Source organism: uncultured Gulosibacter sp. (assembly GCF_963509965.1).
Classification (GTDB): Bacteria; Actinomycetota; Actinomycetes; order Actinomycetales; family Microbacteriaceae; genus Gulosibacter.
Map to the genome: position 1 here is coordinate 16,889 of NZ_CAUPDE010000002.1, position 14,738 is coordinate 31,626.

General features: G+C 58.7%; 13 protein-coding genes and 1 CRISPR repeat array (1 of these 14 cut by a window edge). Of the genes, 1 reads left to right on the forward strand and 12 read right to left on the reverse strand.

From position 1 onward, the window contains the following. A CRISPR array of direct repeats spans positions 1-285; the repeat unit is 28 nt; unit sequence GGCTCATCCCCGCTTACGCGGGGCGCAC (it extends 2,611 nt beyond the left edge of the window). A gap of 17 nt (positions 286-302) precedes the next feature. The 11 genes from cas2e to RQ865_RS02120 form a co-directional block, all read right to left on the reverse strand. Then, entirely contained in the window at positions 303-707 is a 405-nt protein-coding gene (gene cas2e, locus RQ865_RS02070) for a type I-E CRISPR-associated endoribonuclease Cas2e (RefSeq protein WP_311477082.1), read from the reverse strand. Continuing rightward, positions 704-1,630: a type I-E CRISPR-associated endonuclease Cas1e gene (cas1e, locus tag RQ865_RS02075; protein ID WP_311477083.1), complete on the reverse strand. Its 927-nt coding sequence runs from the start codon at positions 1,628-1,630 to the stop codon at positions 704-706. Before cas1e ends, cas2e begins: the two co-directional genes overlap by 4 nt. After that, positions 1,627-2,307: a type I-E CRISPR-associated protein Cas6/Cse3/CasE gene (gene cas6e / locus RQ865_RS02080; protein WP_311477085.1), complete on the reverse strand. Its 681-nt coding sequence runs from the start codon at positions 2,305-2,307 to the stop codon at positions 1,627-1,629. Before cas6e ends, cas1e begins: the two co-directional genes overlap by 4 nt. Beyond that, positions 2,304-3,002 carry a type I-E CRISPR-associated protein Cas5/CasD gene (gene cas5e, locus RQ865_RS02085; RefSeq protein ID WP_311477087.1) on the reverse strand — a complete coding sequence of 233 codons (699 nt, stop codon included), beginning with the start codon at positions 3,000-3,002 and terminating at the stop codon, positions 2,304-2,306. The genes cas6e and cas5e overlap by 4 nt, the downstream gene beginning before the upstream one ends. After that, positions 2,995-4,113 (reverse strand): type I-E CRISPR-associated protein Cas7/Cse4/CasC, encoded by a 1,119-nt coding sequence (gene cas7e, locus RQ865_RS02090; protein ID WP_311477089.1) that lies wholly within the window; start codon positions 4,111-4,113, stop codon positions 2,995-2,997. The genes cas5e and cas7e overlap by 8 nt, the downstream gene beginning before the upstream one ends. Positions 4,114-4,136: 23 nt before the next feature. Further along, positions 4,137-4,784 (reverse strand): type I-E CRISPR-associated protein Cse2/CasB, encoded by a 648-nt coding sequence (gene casB, locus RQ865_RS02095; RefSeq protein ID WP_311477091.1) that lies wholly within the window; start codon positions 4,782-4,784, stop codon positions 4,137-4,139. Then, entirely contained in the window at positions 4,781-6,418 is a 1,638-nt protein-coding gene (gene casA / locus RQ865_RS02100) for a type I-E CRISPR-associated protein Cse1/CasA (protein ID WP_311477094.1), read from the reverse strand. The genes casB and casA overlap by 4 nt, the downstream gene beginning before the upstream one ends. Before the next feature lie 174 nt (positions 6,419-6,592). After that, entirely contained in the window at positions 6,593-9,403 is a 2,811-nt protein-coding gene (cas3, locus tag RQ865_RS02105) for a CRISPR-associated helicase Cas3' (protein WP_311477095.1), read from the reverse strand. Positions 9,404-9,811: 408 nt separating this feature from the next. After that, on the reverse strand, positions 9,812-10,930 hold the full coding sequence (locus RQ865_RS02110; RefSeq protein WP_311477097.1) for a class II histone deacetylase: 1,119 nt from the start codon (positions 10,928-10,930) through the stop codon (positions 9,812-9,814). Continuing rightward, positions 10,927-12,450, reverse strand: a complete 1,524-nt coding sequence (locus RQ865_RS02115) for a sodium:solute symporter family transporter (RefSeq protein WP_311477099.1) — start codon at positions 12,448-12,450, stop codon at positions 10,927-10,929. Before RQ865_RS02115 ends, RQ865_RS02110 begins: the two co-directional genes overlap by 4 nt. Further along, positions 12,447-12,686, reverse strand: coding sequence for a hypothetical protein (locus tag RQ865_RS02120; protein WP_311477101.1), 240 nt, complete (start codon positions 12,684-12,686; stop codon positions 12,447-12,449). The genes RQ865_RS02115 and RQ865_RS02120 overlap by 4 nt, the downstream gene beginning before the upstream one ends. Before the next feature lie 110 nt (positions 12,687-12,796). On the opposite strand from RQ865_RS02120, the gene RQ865_RS02125 reads away from it, so the two are divergent. After that, entirely contained in the window at positions 12,797-13,804 is a 1,008-nt protein-coding gene (locus tag RQ865_RS02125) for a LacI family DNA-binding transcriptional regulator (RefSeq protein WP_311477103.1), read from the forward strand. Here RQ865_RS02125 and RQ865_RS02130 read toward each other — a convergent pair. Continuing rightward, positions 13,801-14,649 (reverse strand): aspartate dehydrogenase domain-containing protein, encoded by an 849-nt coding sequence (locus RQ865_RS02130; RefSeq protein ID WP_311477105.1) that lies wholly within the window; start codon positions 14,647-14,649, stop codon positions 13,801-13,803. The genes RQ865_RS02125 and RQ865_RS02130 overlap by 4 nt on opposite strands. Positions 14,650-14,738: the final 89 nt, after the last annotated feature.

Here is a 14,738-nt window from a genome sequence, read left to right on the forward strand (position 1 = left end):
CTGCGCTGGTGAAGGCTCATCCCCGCTTACGCGGGGCGCACTCAAAGAACACGCCTTTCGAGACACCGGCGGCGGGCTCATCCCCGCTTACGCGGGGCGCACCGGCCAGCGCGGCGGCTGCACGATCTTTTGCTGGGCTCATCCCCGCTTACGCGGGGCGCACGACGTTGGCGAGGTCGCCGAGCACGAACCACGGGGCTCATCCCCGCTTACGCGGGGCGCACCTCCTTGCTCAAAAACAGGTTGATGAAAAACTGGGCTCATCCCCGCTTACGCGGGGCGCACTCTTGTTGATCAGGAGTTTATCCTAGACCAGACCCGTTTTCATACCGACTTGCGTCATCCCGTCGCTCCGTCCATGACGGCCGGAGCGATTTTTGACGCGCGCGAGCCAAGCTCCATGCAGGTGGCTTCGAGTCATGACCTTCCGGTTTTGACGAGGGCCGATGCATGAGCACTACTCCATCAAAATCAAGTGGTTGCCAGTCGTGGTTGTGGGTGCGAACTGCAAATCCTTGCTCGGTTGCAGCGTTGTAGACCATGATCGCACGCCCCCTCGCAGACTCATTCACCACGCGTCGCCAGAGCTCTTCGCGAATCCTGGCTCCAGGATCGCCCACGAAAACCCCCGCACTAATTTCCATGAGCCATTTCGTCAAATCACCTCGCAAACCGGTTGGCACAGCCGTAAGTACCAGCGTCATCATGAGTGGTGAGCCCCGTAGTTCAGTCCAGCCGATACCGACCCAGTTGTGTCCCAAAGATGAAGGGAGTCATCGTGTCCGTCATCCTCCACATTTAACAACTCGGAGATATCGCGAGGGATCCGTCGCATCAGTTTCGACTTCACGATCGCGTCGCGCACGGCACGTCTGGTGTCACCAGCTATGTCGGTTGATCCGGAAGCAACAACGTCGAAAGCAGCGGGGATAGAAATTTCAGCCTTGTAGAGATCGGCGATATCAAATACGAAAGCGCGATCAGTTCCGCGATGCACGAACCCCAGGCTGGGGATGCAGCCGAGCGCCACAATTCCTGCGTGGGCTATACCGTAGAGCGCGACACTGGCTGCTGTGAGCGCCATGTTGATCGGATCACTTGCATCGAAGTCATCTGGATCATATTGTCGACCGCTCCATGGAACACCGGTTCGCTCGGAATGTTCACGGTAGAGGCGACGCATGCGGGTACCTTCGCGACCCCGCAACTCACGAATCGTCAGTTCATCAATGCCTGGTTCATCGAACCTTCGCAGATACATTGCACGTGCGACTTGTACTCGGGATCTCGAGTTAGAAACGAGTCTTGCTTGAGTCTCAGCCATCCGGCTCGAACCCGATAGCGGGCGACCGTGTGCGTAATAGCGCACGCCCTGTTCTCCGACCCAGACCACACTCACCCCGCAGACACCTAGCAGACCCATTGCGGCATGAGTAATTCGCGCCCCTGGGCCGATGATGAGTGCCGCAACTGATGCCGCAGGCAGGTGAGAAATTCCGCTGTCATCAGTGAAAGTCAATGCATTTGCATCCCGATGGATGACGCACTGTTCTACATACAGAAAAGACATGCGGTTCTCGAACCGCCCGAGCTCTTTTCGCTCGGGCGGTCGAGCGCCGGTCGGGCTCATTGCGATTGTGCTTTCGTCAGCGTCAGGAGCCCCATTCCATAGGCTTTGCCCCTGCCGATGCCTTTAACAAGTGTTTCAGACAGGGCATCTCGGTCGGTCACGCGCAACATGCCGTCGAACTGGACCCTGCGAAGGTTGACGCGGCCGCGCTGTTCACGAACTCGATCAAATCGATCAAATTCAAGCGATGACCGGCTCGACACGGTGATGAGTTCGCCTGCCTCGGCACCCTCCGGGGCCAGGAACTCAACGCCCATGCGTTCGGCACGGTCAAGTAGCCACTCGGTTTGGTGAGCAACAGACACGTGCGGTTTTACCACGCCTCGATCAGCCTTACCCTTGACCGACCTAACTGGGTTGGCCGCGAGGCGAAAGCGCCACTCTTGGCCGATACGCAGCCCGTCAATAAAGGGTTGATAGTCAGCTGTCTGCGCCGGTCGGGTGTGCCAACCTGCTTGTTCGTTGAGCGCCGTCATATCGGGAACTTCGGGTCCAACGATGTAGAGCGTATGCACGTCTCGATCAGAGTCGATACGCCACAGAACCCGCCCCTCAGAAGTATTCAGATCCGGAGGAAATGCTCCACGCACGGCAGCATGCATTGCCTGTGGGTTCAGGAGTAGTTTTCTCCCCTGCCTTTTTGAGGGGTTGATAAACATTCTTGTAAAGCTCGTCACGCTGACATCACCGCCTCGAAGAAGTCGTCATTCAGTGGCCGACCGTCTGGGTTCTCTACCGTGACTGGTGTGTCCTGCACTACTTCGCGCCAAGAATATTGCCGATGCTCTTGCGCAAAGCTCACCGGACGGTCACGGACTTGTAGCCCAGCTTCGCCCGGATGCGCATCACGGATCACAGCAAGATTCACCTGCTGTGCGCGGGTCCTTCGGTGCGCTCGCGAGGCGTGCCACGGTTCGTGCAGCAGGGCCGATTCAAGGCTGCCCTCGCGTATGCCGAGCACGAGGTCAGCTCCCGCTGGGCAAGAGCGACGTCCTAGGTAGAGCGGGAAGCGAGGCGATTTCAGCGCAGACTCGATTCCGGCAATGATCGGGCCGGGCCCTTCGATCGCGGCAATAAAAACTGCGTCAGCCAAGTAGTAGCGGCTGATGAGCGGCTGCGATTTTCCGGTGCGCCAGTCAATTGCCGTTTGGAAATCTTTTGCCATCGACCCGGGTTGGTCAACACGCACGCCGAACCGCAGCGACGCCAGGTCTTCAACCGGATCAGACCTGCGACGTCCCATCGCGGCAGCGATCAGCCCTACTACGCCGGACTTTGACGGATGGGGTGAAGTGTTACGGGTTGAGTATCGGCTGTCGGTGCCCCACGATTGCAGCGGCCCGGACAGCTTTAGCAGGAGTGTGCTAGTCACGAGTCATCTCCGTGAGCCGTTGCGAGAGCTGCTCCAGCAGACCATCGAAGTTGACGCGGGTGGCTTGCTCTGCGAACGGTGATGCGAGATTGTCCTGAGCCAAGATCCACGAAGCTGCGGGAGCCAAACCGTACATTGCCTCGATCTGAGATGCCTCAGCAGCTAGTGCCTCGGCGGCTGCCTGACGGCGACTGTTTCCAGGTGCAGCATCGACGGGAGTTTCGAAGGCATTTACCAGTGACACTGCGCGATCGTCTCGAACAGTGACGTAGACGAGCTCAGGCATCGTCCAGTTCGCAAAAGTGTTGAGCTTGCCAGTGGGGAGCGAGCGGACAAAGCTCTTGGCGAAGGCGGTGGCTGCTTCGACGGCGGCCTCGCGAGAGCCTAGGTTTTTTGCGAGCGATTCGAAATCAATTGACGCGAATCGGTACAGCGTGGATGACATCATCTGCACGGTTCCGAGCATCCCAGCACCGGTCTCCTCAGCATCTTCGACGACATCATCGACGGCAGTGAAGAAATCAAACTCGGGTTCCGACTCGTGGACTCCGAGTGCATGAGCCACCTGGACAGCTGCATCGACGTTGTAATCAGGTGCATCGGCGACCATACGACCAAACATGGCGATGTCGACACTGTGTGAAGCGTCGAGGATCGCATCGGCTTCGCGCTTGCTGACCTTCTCATGGCCATTCTCGATGAGGAACTCTGCTGCCCGGGAGATTTGCTGTTCAGAAAGGAAAAGCAGATATCCGGTCACCTTACCGGCAGTTTCCTCGCCATCCTGGGGTTTCTCGTCGTGCAGCTTGATCTTGGCTGCCTTGAAAAGCGCGTCGACTCGAGCTTTCGCTTCTGCGGGATCGAGTTCAGGTGCAAGATTTGTCATTCGTTCTGCGATGAGTTGTGGCGTTCGCTTTGAACGTACACCAAGCTGTGAATGATCAAGGTAGGTCTCAAAATCCTTGCGGATTGCACGCTTCCACGCCTGCGAAGACACACGTTGACGAACAACCCCACCGAAGAGCCCCGATTTAGGTGCTCCAGTGTCATCGCGGTTAATGTTGCTCGGCGGAAGAGTGTGAAGGGCGTGGAAATCAACGGTAATCGACATGGTCAGCCTTTCTTTTAAAGGTGCTAGTTAGTGGTTTGAGCGGAATCGTTAACAGTGGTCTGGTCTTGGCGGAAGCGTCCGTTTGCGAAATCTCGGCCCCACGCCAGCAGCACTGAATTGCGGCGTGGACTGTCCAGCCGGTAGAGGTCTTCTGCAAAACGTCCGTAGTCAAATCCGATTGACTCGCTGCGCATGAGCGTGATCAAACCTCGAGCGTGGTGGCGTCGAGTATTGGGGTTTTTCACCATGAGCAGGGCATCAAACCGCGGCTTGATCGATTCAGAGTCACGTTTAGCGACCAGGATGCCAGCGGCTCGCGCGAATGATCGACTGCGGTCATGCATTGGTTTTTGCTGTGACTGCATGTGCAATGCGTAAAGCGTTAGCGCGTCGTAGACTGCGCGCTCAGAGGGAGAGGGGTCGTTGCCCTTGCCCTGGAACTGTTCAGGCAGGTCGGGCACAACGAGTTCAAGCGTTTGCTGCCAGGTCACGAGATCCTGTTCGGGTGCGGTGCCTGCGCCGCGGCGAAGTGTCGCCAGGACGCCGCGGGCCCGAGCCTGAGAAGCGTGATTGTCACTGCTCAGGTAGTCGTGCTGGAGGCGGCTGAGTGCGCCACCGACTACGCCAGAGATGGTCTTGCGTTGCGTTTCGGTTGGTCCAACGGTGTTCATGATGCTGCCTGTTCCTGCGGTTCTGGGATGGGAAGGATAGAGCTGAGGTTTCGAAGTAGACGCTGATGAGCAGTACCGGCGGACACGAAGCGCTCATCCTTTTCTCTGCCGACGAGGGCGCGAGCTCCGGCGCCGGTGAGGAGTGCATCCGCGTACGCACGCACGGTTCGTCGGACATGGGCGAACCAGCCGGTGAGCGCTTGGTCAGTTCGTCCACTATCGAGTGTGGTGAGCCACTCGCGAAACGCTGGGCTCAATGAGTCGAGCAAACTACCTGTATTTGCGGCGTCAAACGCATATTCGCCGCCGGCTGCGACGTCGAGTTCGCCGCTAAACCGACCGAGTGCGAGCGCAGCTTCCTGCGTGGCTTTGCTTGCCGCGATGATGGCGTTGCCGACCCGCAGGTCTTGTTGCGAAAAACTATTAGGTGGTAGCTCGAGCTGGGCGTATACGGTGTCGACGATTGAGGAGCTTTGCGGCCCGTACTCAACGCTGATGAGTTCGATGCCGACGCGCAGGTCGTGATCTAGCTGCCCCGAGTCGTTCAGCTGGCCGAGGTACTCGATTGTCTTCGGTGCTTTTGGCGGCAGTTCGTTCTTTTTGAGCTCGAAGACAAAGCCTTCGCGAGCGAGAAGCGGCGTCAACCCTCGCCAGATGGTGCGCTCTGCATCATGCGGCCGTGGATAAAACACCGGTTTGCCCGCTTTCGACTTGTTACTTGAGAAGCGGTAGGGAGTCATTGGGTCGGAGAGGATATTGGCACCCGCGTCAGGGATCTGGTCGCCATTCGATACCAATACCCCAGTGACCATGTCACCTTCGGTGAAGAGTCGAATACGCCGCGACTGCCAGGTCAACAGATCACAAGGGCCGGTTGGATGGGGGAGCGGCCGCTCGGCAGCAGAACCAGGTTCGCGTTCCCACGCTGGTAGATCGTCTGCCGTGTCTGGCGCGAAAACTGTTCGTGGATCGGTGTTGAGTAGTAACGTTTCTGCGAGGTTTGAGCCCTTGATTAGGACGCCGCCGGTCATACCTGACCAGCCGGTACCGATCGGGTAGCCTCTCCCACCCTTGACGCGCGGATCTCCCAAAGCTCCGGACTTAATTCCGCTGTAGTCGAAGGCCTGAAGTGAAACCACCCAACGTGAAGCCTCGGCGAAGCTAATCCGAGTTGCGCCTTCACCAGCAGCTGTTGTGAAGAAGTCGGATTTAACTTCGGGGACAAGGCGACGTACTTCGCTATAGATGCCCTTACTGGTTTCGAGATTCGCTACCTGCATAAAAGGGGTAGGGCCGAACAACGCAAATCGATCGCGGTGCTGCTCGAGGTAGTCCCTGAGGGGGGTGTCCGCAGGGTCCTGCTGAAACAACTCGCGGGTAGTGACCCACCACCTGTCAAACCGCGACGCGTCTCGTTGGTTCTGCAACGGCTGGTCGTCGCGGTGGGCTCGCCAAAACATGGCGAGTAGTACGCGATGGAGCGCGTATTGCTGCGGCTTCCAGTCGCCCCGTAGGTCGCGAATGCTGCCTAGCTGTGAAGCAATCTCCTGGAGCGACAGTGTGCGAACAGTGCCGTCAAGCATCTCGCACTCAAGCCAGGGGTCATCAAGAAGGTGGAAGGTTGGGTCGGACATTCGTACTCCTCCGCATCGGCGTTCATCAGGCTACATGAAACAATAAGTTCAAAGCAAATGTGAGGCATGCTGAAGCGGGTTGCCATCCCCGCTTACGCGGGGCCAATGCTGGCCCCTGAAAAAATAAGGGCTCATCCCCGCCAGGTGCGAGGCGGTTCCAGTTTAAGGAGTGATTCATTTAGACACCTCGCTGAGCCCGAGTTCTCGGCTATATTGCAGTTCGATTCCACAGATGCTGCCGCACAGATTGCTATTGAGACGGAGTGCAAGCATGCCTCTCAGCAGTGGGTCACGTTGCCATGCGGCAGGGGTTGACGACTCTAGCTCGGTCAACGCCTGTTCGAAGTGATACGTACCGAACCGTCGAGGTAGTCGAACAGTGGAGCGAGCGAGCGCATGTGCGGTTACCCGGTCAACCTCGGCATCGTTAGGGATCACACCGACGTCATCAACCACCCATGGCAACGGCGAATACCCGTCCGCGTCTCCGACTACCAGCACTACTTCCAGGCTGGGTTCTGAGTCGCGCACCTGCGCAAAGCCCTGTTCCTCCGCAGCGGTATTCTTCGAAACGTCTGTTCGTTGGGCGTCGAATAGCTCGAGGATGCTGGTCGAATCGTTAGGCGCGCGAAACCGGAATGTCTTAGAACGCTGTTCTGCGCGCTGCTGGTTGCTCTCCCATGTCGCGCACGCTTCCTGCCAGCGCTTCTGCCAACCCGCGGGCAGGGACTGTTCGTCGCCATATGCACGCTGCACGAAACCTGCGACATCGTTAGGTCGAGTGATTCCATGCGGGATCGCGTGTGTGTTGAGCTCATGCAGCGAGGCGATCAGTGTTTTTGGCTCGTAAACCAACTCGGAATGTTGGTCAAACCGTACGGCCGTGGGCGAATTGTCGAGTACACTGCGAACGAGCATCCTGGGCTGACGCAGGCGTTCAGGTCGGTCGGATTCCGGCCGGGCGTGTCGATGTAGACGTCCCATGCGCTGAATCAAGAGGTCTACCGGAGCGATGTCGGTAATGAGCAAGTCGACATCAATATCGAGTGACTGCTCGGCAACCTGTGTCGCAATCACGATCCGTCGCGAGGGGCGCTCCTGACCGCGCCTGGCATCTGGTCCGAGTTTCGCTACGAGCTGCTGCTCGCGAGAAGCGCGGTCTGAAGCGATGAACCGCGCATGCAACAGCTCTGCGTCAGCAGCCAAGTCGGCGGGGAGAGCGTTAAGAACTTGCTGCGCTCGAACAACTGAGTTGCAGAGAACGAGGACGCAGCCACCTTCACTCGTTTCTGTGGAGAGACAATCCACGAGGGCGTCAACCGTGTCCTCGAGAATCTCTACGGCCACGTGCGCATCGGGCGGCCGTGACGCAACCTCTGTTTCAGTCAGCCCATTGGCGCCATCGAGCGTCGTAATGAGCGGGTAGGCGGTGCTCAACTGGCCCGGGAACTCAATCTCTCGACCATCAGGCTGAAGGGGCAATCCACCTTGGTAAGCCTCGAGCAACTTGCGTTTTGAAGTCACCGGCAAAGTTGCCGACAGCAAGATCACGGAGGCACCGTAGGCTGCTAGCCAACGAAGCGATTCGTGGAGGTAACCGCTCATGTAGGTGTCATAGGCGTGAACCTCGTCGATGACAACGACTTTTCCAGCAAGCGCGAGATGACGCAGCATGGCGTGCCGCGACTGGAGTGACATGATCAGTAGTTGGTCTACTGTGCCGACGACCATATTCGCGAGCATCCCCGTTTTGCGGCCCGAAAGCCACTGGGTTGCCACGACATCCCCATAGTCATCGTGACCGCAGTCGAGACCGATGTCATCAAAACGTAGTCGCTGGTAATCGGCGTTTAGCGAGGCCTTTGAATGACCCAGGAAGAGTGAGTTGACTTCTCCAGACGGAGTGGCGTGTCGAGCCCACGACTCAATACGACGGAATAATGCATCGCTCGTCGACATTGTTGGCGCGCCGAAAAAGACACCTCCGGCGCCCGACAGGGCTGCGAGTCGTTCTGCTGCCACCAGGGCAGCTTCAGTCTTCCCCTCGCCGGTGGGAGCCTCAATAATCATGAGCATTGGCGCGGTACCTGCGAGCTCACTGGCGGCTACTTGTACGGGACGGGGCGACGCAGAATCTGGCCAGCTAAACCGCTGACGCATGAGCTTGGCGATGTCATCAATTGGTGCCGGGTGCCATGCGTTGGGGAGGTCGATTGCGGCGTAGCCTTCAATTACTCGCCGAAGCTGATCTCCTGAGGGGCTCATAGGAAAGGCATCGCTGTTCGAAGCGATCCAGTCGGTCATAATGACCAAGCCGGTAAGCAGCATCTGCCCGGTAACCGGCAGTTGCCAGAATCGATCGTCGGTCAGCCTCGAGATTGGCGTTGCTGCCTCGCAATACTCGAGGGCAGCCTTCAGCAACTCGTCCCAGACCTCGCGCCACGGCTCCTCGTATTCGCCATTGATGCAGGCGTCAGCGTGACGAAACTCAGTTGTGAAAGAAGGCAGTCCGTGGTGTGCGTCAATGACGCTCGCCAGCGACACGGCTGAAAATCGCGTCATACCTTGTTTCTCAGTAAGCCACCTAATCGTGATTGCCCGACCGGCCGTTGGATGCCAGATTTTCTCCTGGGCCTCCATCGCCGGCATCCGCATCGGAAGCCCCGCATCTCGAATACGTGAGCTGAAAACTGAGAACTGCTCGCCACGTTGATCGAGCTGGCCAGCGAAATGGCGACTCGCCTTGCCGATGTCATGCACACAGGCAAGCCATCGAAACAGCGCACGGGCCGCTGGAGGTTCGAGGCTGAGCGCACAACTACACGCAGCTCGAACCTGTAGGGAGGCCCACTCATCCCAGAGCAAAGCGGCAACATCTGCCGAGTCGCGCATATGTTGCGGGAGCGTCAGCCAACCAGTTTCATCGCCCGACTTCGCCCACAGTGATTTCGCAGCGGCAGAGAGCGTATCAAAGGGAGTTGCCATCGGAATCCTTTCTCAAAGGAATAAGGCAACTGTCGCATGAGCCTCCGACATTCTTGCGCAACCGCGCCACTAACCCCGCAACCACTCCCGCAAATCACGCGCCACCGATATCGCGGTGAAGCCGCTGGTGCGCGGGTTAGTGGGCGACGGAGCATTCAAAAATGAAACTTGCAAGTGCCCGCGCGCCCCGAACTGCGGATCAGATGCTCACTCAGCGTTACCGGCAGCTCGAGCTGCCTGCCTTAGTTCTCTAACTCGACCTCAAGAACTCGCTCGCCGTTGCCACCGCCTCATCCAAGGGCGCTCTCGTGCAGAGGCTGCGCTGCGTGTGCGCTTGCGGAAAGCGGAGTGCTCTGAACCCGGCCGCGTGTACATTCCGGCACCTAAGCTCAGAGCACCCCAGCTAACTCATTTGATGAGCTGCACCACCGCCGCAGCCGCCTCGACCACCTGCGCCTGATGAGGCAAGAGTTCGTGCGCTGGTGAGTTATCGAAATTCACCCCGAACGGGTCGACCACATCAGTGCGGGCGCCGCTGAGCTCCTCGAGCACCGCCACTCCGCAGAACGGCACGTGCACTGGTGAGTAGCCACCCTCATGCGCAAAAACTGCTCGTCCGCCACAAACCTCATCTGCAACCCCAAGAATCTCGTGCGCAAACATCCTGAACCCATCCGAGGTCACCGTCATGCATCCCAGCGGATCCAATGCGCTCGGGTCGAAACCGTTCGAAACAAAAATGATCTCGGGTTTAAATCGCCGGATCGCGGGAGTCGCCACCTGCTGTAGCGCGTGAATGTACCCGCCGTTACCGGTGCCCGAGGGCAGCGGGACATTGATGTTGTACCCTTCCGCCGACTCGCCACCAATCTCGCTGAGCTCACCGCTTTCTAGCGGGAATAACCGGTGCTGGTGCAGTGAAATATGCAGCACATTCGGGTCATCCCAAAAGATTCGCTGAGCACCGTTCCCATGGTGAACGTCGTAATCAACAATCGCTATCCGCTCAATTCCCGTCGTGGCCCGCAAATGCTCGATCGCAATCCCCACGTTCGACAAAAGGCAGTAGCCACGGCCCAGGTCTGGTTCGGCATGGTGCCCCGGTGGTCGCGTCAACGCGTAAGCATTGTCAACCTCACCCCTAACCACGGCCTCAGCCGAATGAATAAGGCCACCAACCGCTAGCCGGGCAATATCAAGCGACGTCGCCCCAAACGGGGTCGCTCCGTCACCGGCATCACCGCCACGCTCACTGCTCAATTCAGCAAGACGAGCCAAGTAGTCGGCCGTGTGAACACGAAGTATCTCTTCATCACTAGCGGCTCGGGCGGGGACACGAACCAGCTCTTTGCCAAGCCCACTCACCTCGACCAGGCCCGCAAATCTTGACTTAGATTCACCACTTTCAAACGCCTGGTGTGGCTGGATGAAGCCACCCGAGGGCCAGACTCCCGCCGCGGTGCCGGTGTCATGCCAAGCGAATCGCTCTTCCCACATAAAGCCAGTACGGCGAGTTGCAGATTTCACGAGGTTGCTCCTTCAGTTTCCTTGGGTAGTTCAATAGCTTCGGTTCGCAGTCGAACGCTTTCGAATAGTTGATCGACGCGGTGCTGCTCTGTGCGAGAGTTGGGTTTGAGCACGGTCAGCACGACGTAAATGAGCGTGTTCACCATCAGGCCAGCCACTCCCGGTACGACCCCTCCAAGCCAGGTGATCGAAGTTGAATCGATCAGATAGAAACCAACGGCAGCGAGCAATCCACCGATCATGCCGGCAGTAGCTGCGAGCGCCGTACCGCGCCGCCAGAAAATACCGAGGAATAGCGCCGGTGCGAGTTGCACGATCCCCTCATATGACATCATCGCGAGGCTTATCAAGCCGCCAGTGATGTTGACGGTCAGCACCGTTGCCAGAGCGCACAAGATGGTGAGCGCCGCCACGATAGTTTGCGCGAGCCGTGGGCTGCGGCGTCCCGCTTCCACAGTTCTTGGAGCAATGTCGTTTGCTGCGATGGTGCCCAAAGCCTGTAGGTTCGCGCCGACATTGCCGAAGGTCGCGCTAATCACCGCCAACCCAGCCAAGGTGAGTGTGAGCACACCACCGGCTGAAGCGACGATGAAGAACACGTGGTCGGGTTTCTCTGCGACGCCAGGGAACTGTGACGCCAGCAACGCAAAGACCATCAACGTGAGGCTGAACACGAGCAAGATCGGTGCTGCGCGCAGCGCCGCACGCTGAATTGTTCGCTCCGACTTGGAAGTGAAAAGTCGCACGAAGATATCTGGCCAGCACCAGCCTCCCAGCGCACCGGCAAGTATCAGTGAGAAGAAATATAGCGGGCCCAAATCCGACCCGAGACCGGGCACAACGAAGAACGTCGATGGGATGCCCGAGAGATTAAAGCCAGTGGCCAGCATCCAGACCGTGAGCCCCAACAGCAAGAGCCCACCAAAGAGGTAGGCAACGATGCCCTGCACCATATCGCCAATGACGACGCCGCGTGCACCGTAACGAACCGTCCAAATCTGACGAACCGCAATGACAACCGTGCCGATAATGAGGGCAGCAATAGGTGCGACAGCGCCGAATGATAGATATTCGAAAACCAGCGCCAGTGATTGCATACCGAGAACGACCCAGGGCAGCGATGCCAAGAAACCAATCACTGCGGCCGTCACCCGAACCGTGGTCGAGTTATAGCGAAGCCCCATGAGGTCGGCCTGGGTGCGAAGGTCGAATGAGTGGCCCCAAATACTCACCGGACGTGCGAGCAAATACATGAGAACCGCACCGAACAGCGAGTACAACACCATGTAAAACCCAATTACTCCGGCTGCGGCGGTGAGCCCGGCAAAGCTAATCAAAATGGTGCCTGGCAGCCAGGTGTTCACGAACGCCATCGCAGAGTACCAGGGGCCAAACGAGCGGCCACCGGTCGCATAGTCAGACATCGAGCTGGATGATTTGGAGCGCCGTTCGAGAACAACTCCGATGGCGATGAGCAGCACAACCACGCTGCCATAGCCGACCACCATTGACGTGTTCATACCTCAGCTCCAATCTCTGGCTCGACCTGCGTCGACTGGTGCGTAATCCGGTCGAGCAAGAGGAGCGACAGTGCGAGCAGCACAGGTACGCCGATCACATACAGCAGCGCCGTCGTTGGCGAACCAGCCAGCAACCACCAGTGCAGTGGCGGAAACAGCAGCAGGAACGCGTCGATTGCGACGATGAGGCCAATGATTTTCTGGCGAGTTCGGGATGAGCGATGAAGTTTGGACATCTGGCACCTCCTTGTGCAAGAACTAATCTGAATCGATTCAGATTGGTTGAAGTTTGGCATGCGTGCGCCCCTTGCGCAACCCCCGCTGCGGAGGGCATAAGATTCCCGACATGGCACATGAACGGGTGACAATCGCCGATATTGCGCGAGAAGTTGGCTTGTCAGTTGGTACCGTTTCGAACGCCCTCAATCGCCGTCGGCCCCAGGTGTCAGAGCGCACAATTGAAAAAGTGGTGACCGCCGCCAACCGGTTGGGATATCGAGGCAATAGCGCCGCTGCGGCACTGCGCACCGGCCGCTACGGGGCTGTCAGCCTGCACCTTCCCGAATCGGTTCGTTCGCTGAACTTCTACATGGAGTTCACCTTCGGAGTCGAACACGCGATCTCGAAAGCCGACTTCGACCTGGTGCTTGTTAGCTCAGACCGCAAGAGCAAAACCACGCCAGTGCGTGTTGACGGCGCAATTGTCGTCGACTGGACCCCCAAACTTCACGCACCACGATTCCTGCATGACGCGGGCGTGCCCATTCTTGCAGCTGGACGCCAGGCCTCCGACCTCATCGAGTCGACCCCCGCACAAACCATCTGGGTGAACTATGCACCCATGGTTTCGCAGATCGTTACGGCCGCCGCAAAGTCGGGGGCGAAACGATTCGCGATGATCGCTCCGGATGACTCGTTACGTTCAGATTGGGCGGTGTCGATCGTTGATGGTTTCAACCGGGCCGTCGAAGAATTAGAACTGCCCGGGCAAGTGATCAACATACCGGTGACGGCATCCCCCGCAAGAATCATCGAGACCGCACTTTCGTTGTGCGAAGCCGAGACTCCCGACTGCGTAATCTTTGGCCCGCAGCGCTTCGCCGGCATCGCCAAACTCCACCTTGGCTGGGGTGTGCCCGGCAGCAATGTGCCTTATCTAGCCTCGTGCGCCGGTGACCCGCTCAGCGAACTGAGCGACGATGCGCTCACCTCAATCAGCGCTGCGCCCTGGAAGTTCGGGGAACGGTGCGGGAAAAGTATCGTTGAAATTCTGGGCGGCGCAGAGTTCCCAAAAATGCGGGAGCACCGCGCGAAAATTATTTGGGGGCAGCACTGGGCGCAACCGCGCCACTAGCCCCGCAGCCACTCCCGCAGATCGCGCGCCACCGACATCGCGGTGAAGCCGCTGGTGCGCGGATTGGTGGGTGACGGCGCATTCAGAAAGTGAAATTCGCAGGTGCCGGCGCGACCAGAAGTGCGGATCAGATGCTCGCTCAGCGTCGCCGCCGCATCCGCCACAATCGTCACCCGCACCCGCTCAAGCGCGCGCTCGAGGTTCGTAACCCGATCGGCAAGTGACGCATCCTTCGGCAACAAATCCTGCGTCGCCCACGCCAACGCCACCGACACATTCACATTCGACGGGAACTTCTTAATCGCCTCGGTCGGCGTTCCCACAAACAGCTCCAGCGGCCCATCCGCCTCGGTCAACATCTCCAGCCGTTCAGCCTCAGCCTCACTCATCCACGGCTGCACGAGCGCCCGCGCCAGCTTCGAAGTGCGCAGTGTCACCTCATCAACCCCGCCAGCCTGCGCCGCCGCAGCCAGCGCATCAAAACCACCAATAGCGCCATTGGTCACCACAAGCTTGCCGGGGCCGCCGAACAGGTCGCGCCGCGCATCCTCGTGCGCCAGCGCGCCAACACTGGTGAGAATCAAATCGTGCCCGGATGCGATCACCCGCGGCCCCAGCGCCTGTACCGCGGCAACCCCGGCGCACTCCACCACAACATCCGCCCCGGCCAGCGCCTCGTCGAGCCTCTCGGCAACATACAGCCGATACGCCGGATCGCCATGCTTGCTCGGATCACGCACCACTGCGCCGCAAATGTGCACCTCGCCGCGAGAAATCTCGGGCGCCAGCAGGCGAATAACATCGTGGGCGATAGTGCCGTGACCCAGCAGCAGAACGTTCGTCATAGGTTCACCCTAACGGGCAGCGCCATCATCGATCGCAACAAGTTCCCAGCAGTTGCGAACCGATCTCAGTAAATCGCATACATTTTTCG

Excerpts from the sequence above, each read along its gene's own strand:
- cas2e (WP_311477082.1), bottom strand. The coding sequence starts at position 707 with ATGATGACGCTGGTACTTACGGCTGTGCCAACCGGTTTGCGAGGTGAT.
- cas1e (WP_311477083.1), bottom strand. The coding sequence starts at position 1,630 with ATGAGCCCGACCGGCGCTCGACCGCCCGAGCGAAAAGAGCTCGGGCGG.
- cas7e (WP_311477089.1), bottom strand. The coding sequence starts at position 4,113 with ATGTCGATTACCGTTGATTTCCACGCCCTTCACACTCTTCCGCCGAGC.
- casB (WP_311477091.1), bottom strand. The coding sequence starts at position 4,784 with ATGAACACCGTTGGACCAACCGAAACGCAACGCAAGACCATCTCTGGC.
- casA (WP_311477094.1), bottom strand. The coding sequence starts at position 6,418 with ATGTCCGACCCAACCTTCCACCTTCTTGATGACCCCTGGCTTGAGTGC.
- cas3 (WP_311477095.1), bottom strand. The coding sequence starts at position 9,403 with ATGGCAACTCCCTTTGATACGCTCTCTGCCGCTGCGAAATCACTGTGG.
- RQ865_RS02115 (WP_311477099.1), bottom strand. The coding sequence starts at position 12,450 with ATGAACACGTCAATGGTGGTCGGCTATGGCAGCGTGGTTGTGCTGCTC.
- RQ865_RS02120 (WP_311477101.1), bottom strand. The coding sequence starts at position 12,686 with ATGTCCAAACTTCATCGCTCATCCCGAACTCGCCAGAAAATCATTGGC.
- RQ865_RS02125 (WP_311477103.1), top strand. The coding sequence starts at position 12,797 with ATGGCACATGAACGGGTGACAATCGCCGATATTGCGCGAGAAGTTGGC.
- RQ865_RS02130 (WP_311477105.1), bottom strand. The coding sequence starts at position 14,649 with ATGACGAACGTTCTGCTGCTGGGTCACGGCACTATCGCCCACGATGTT.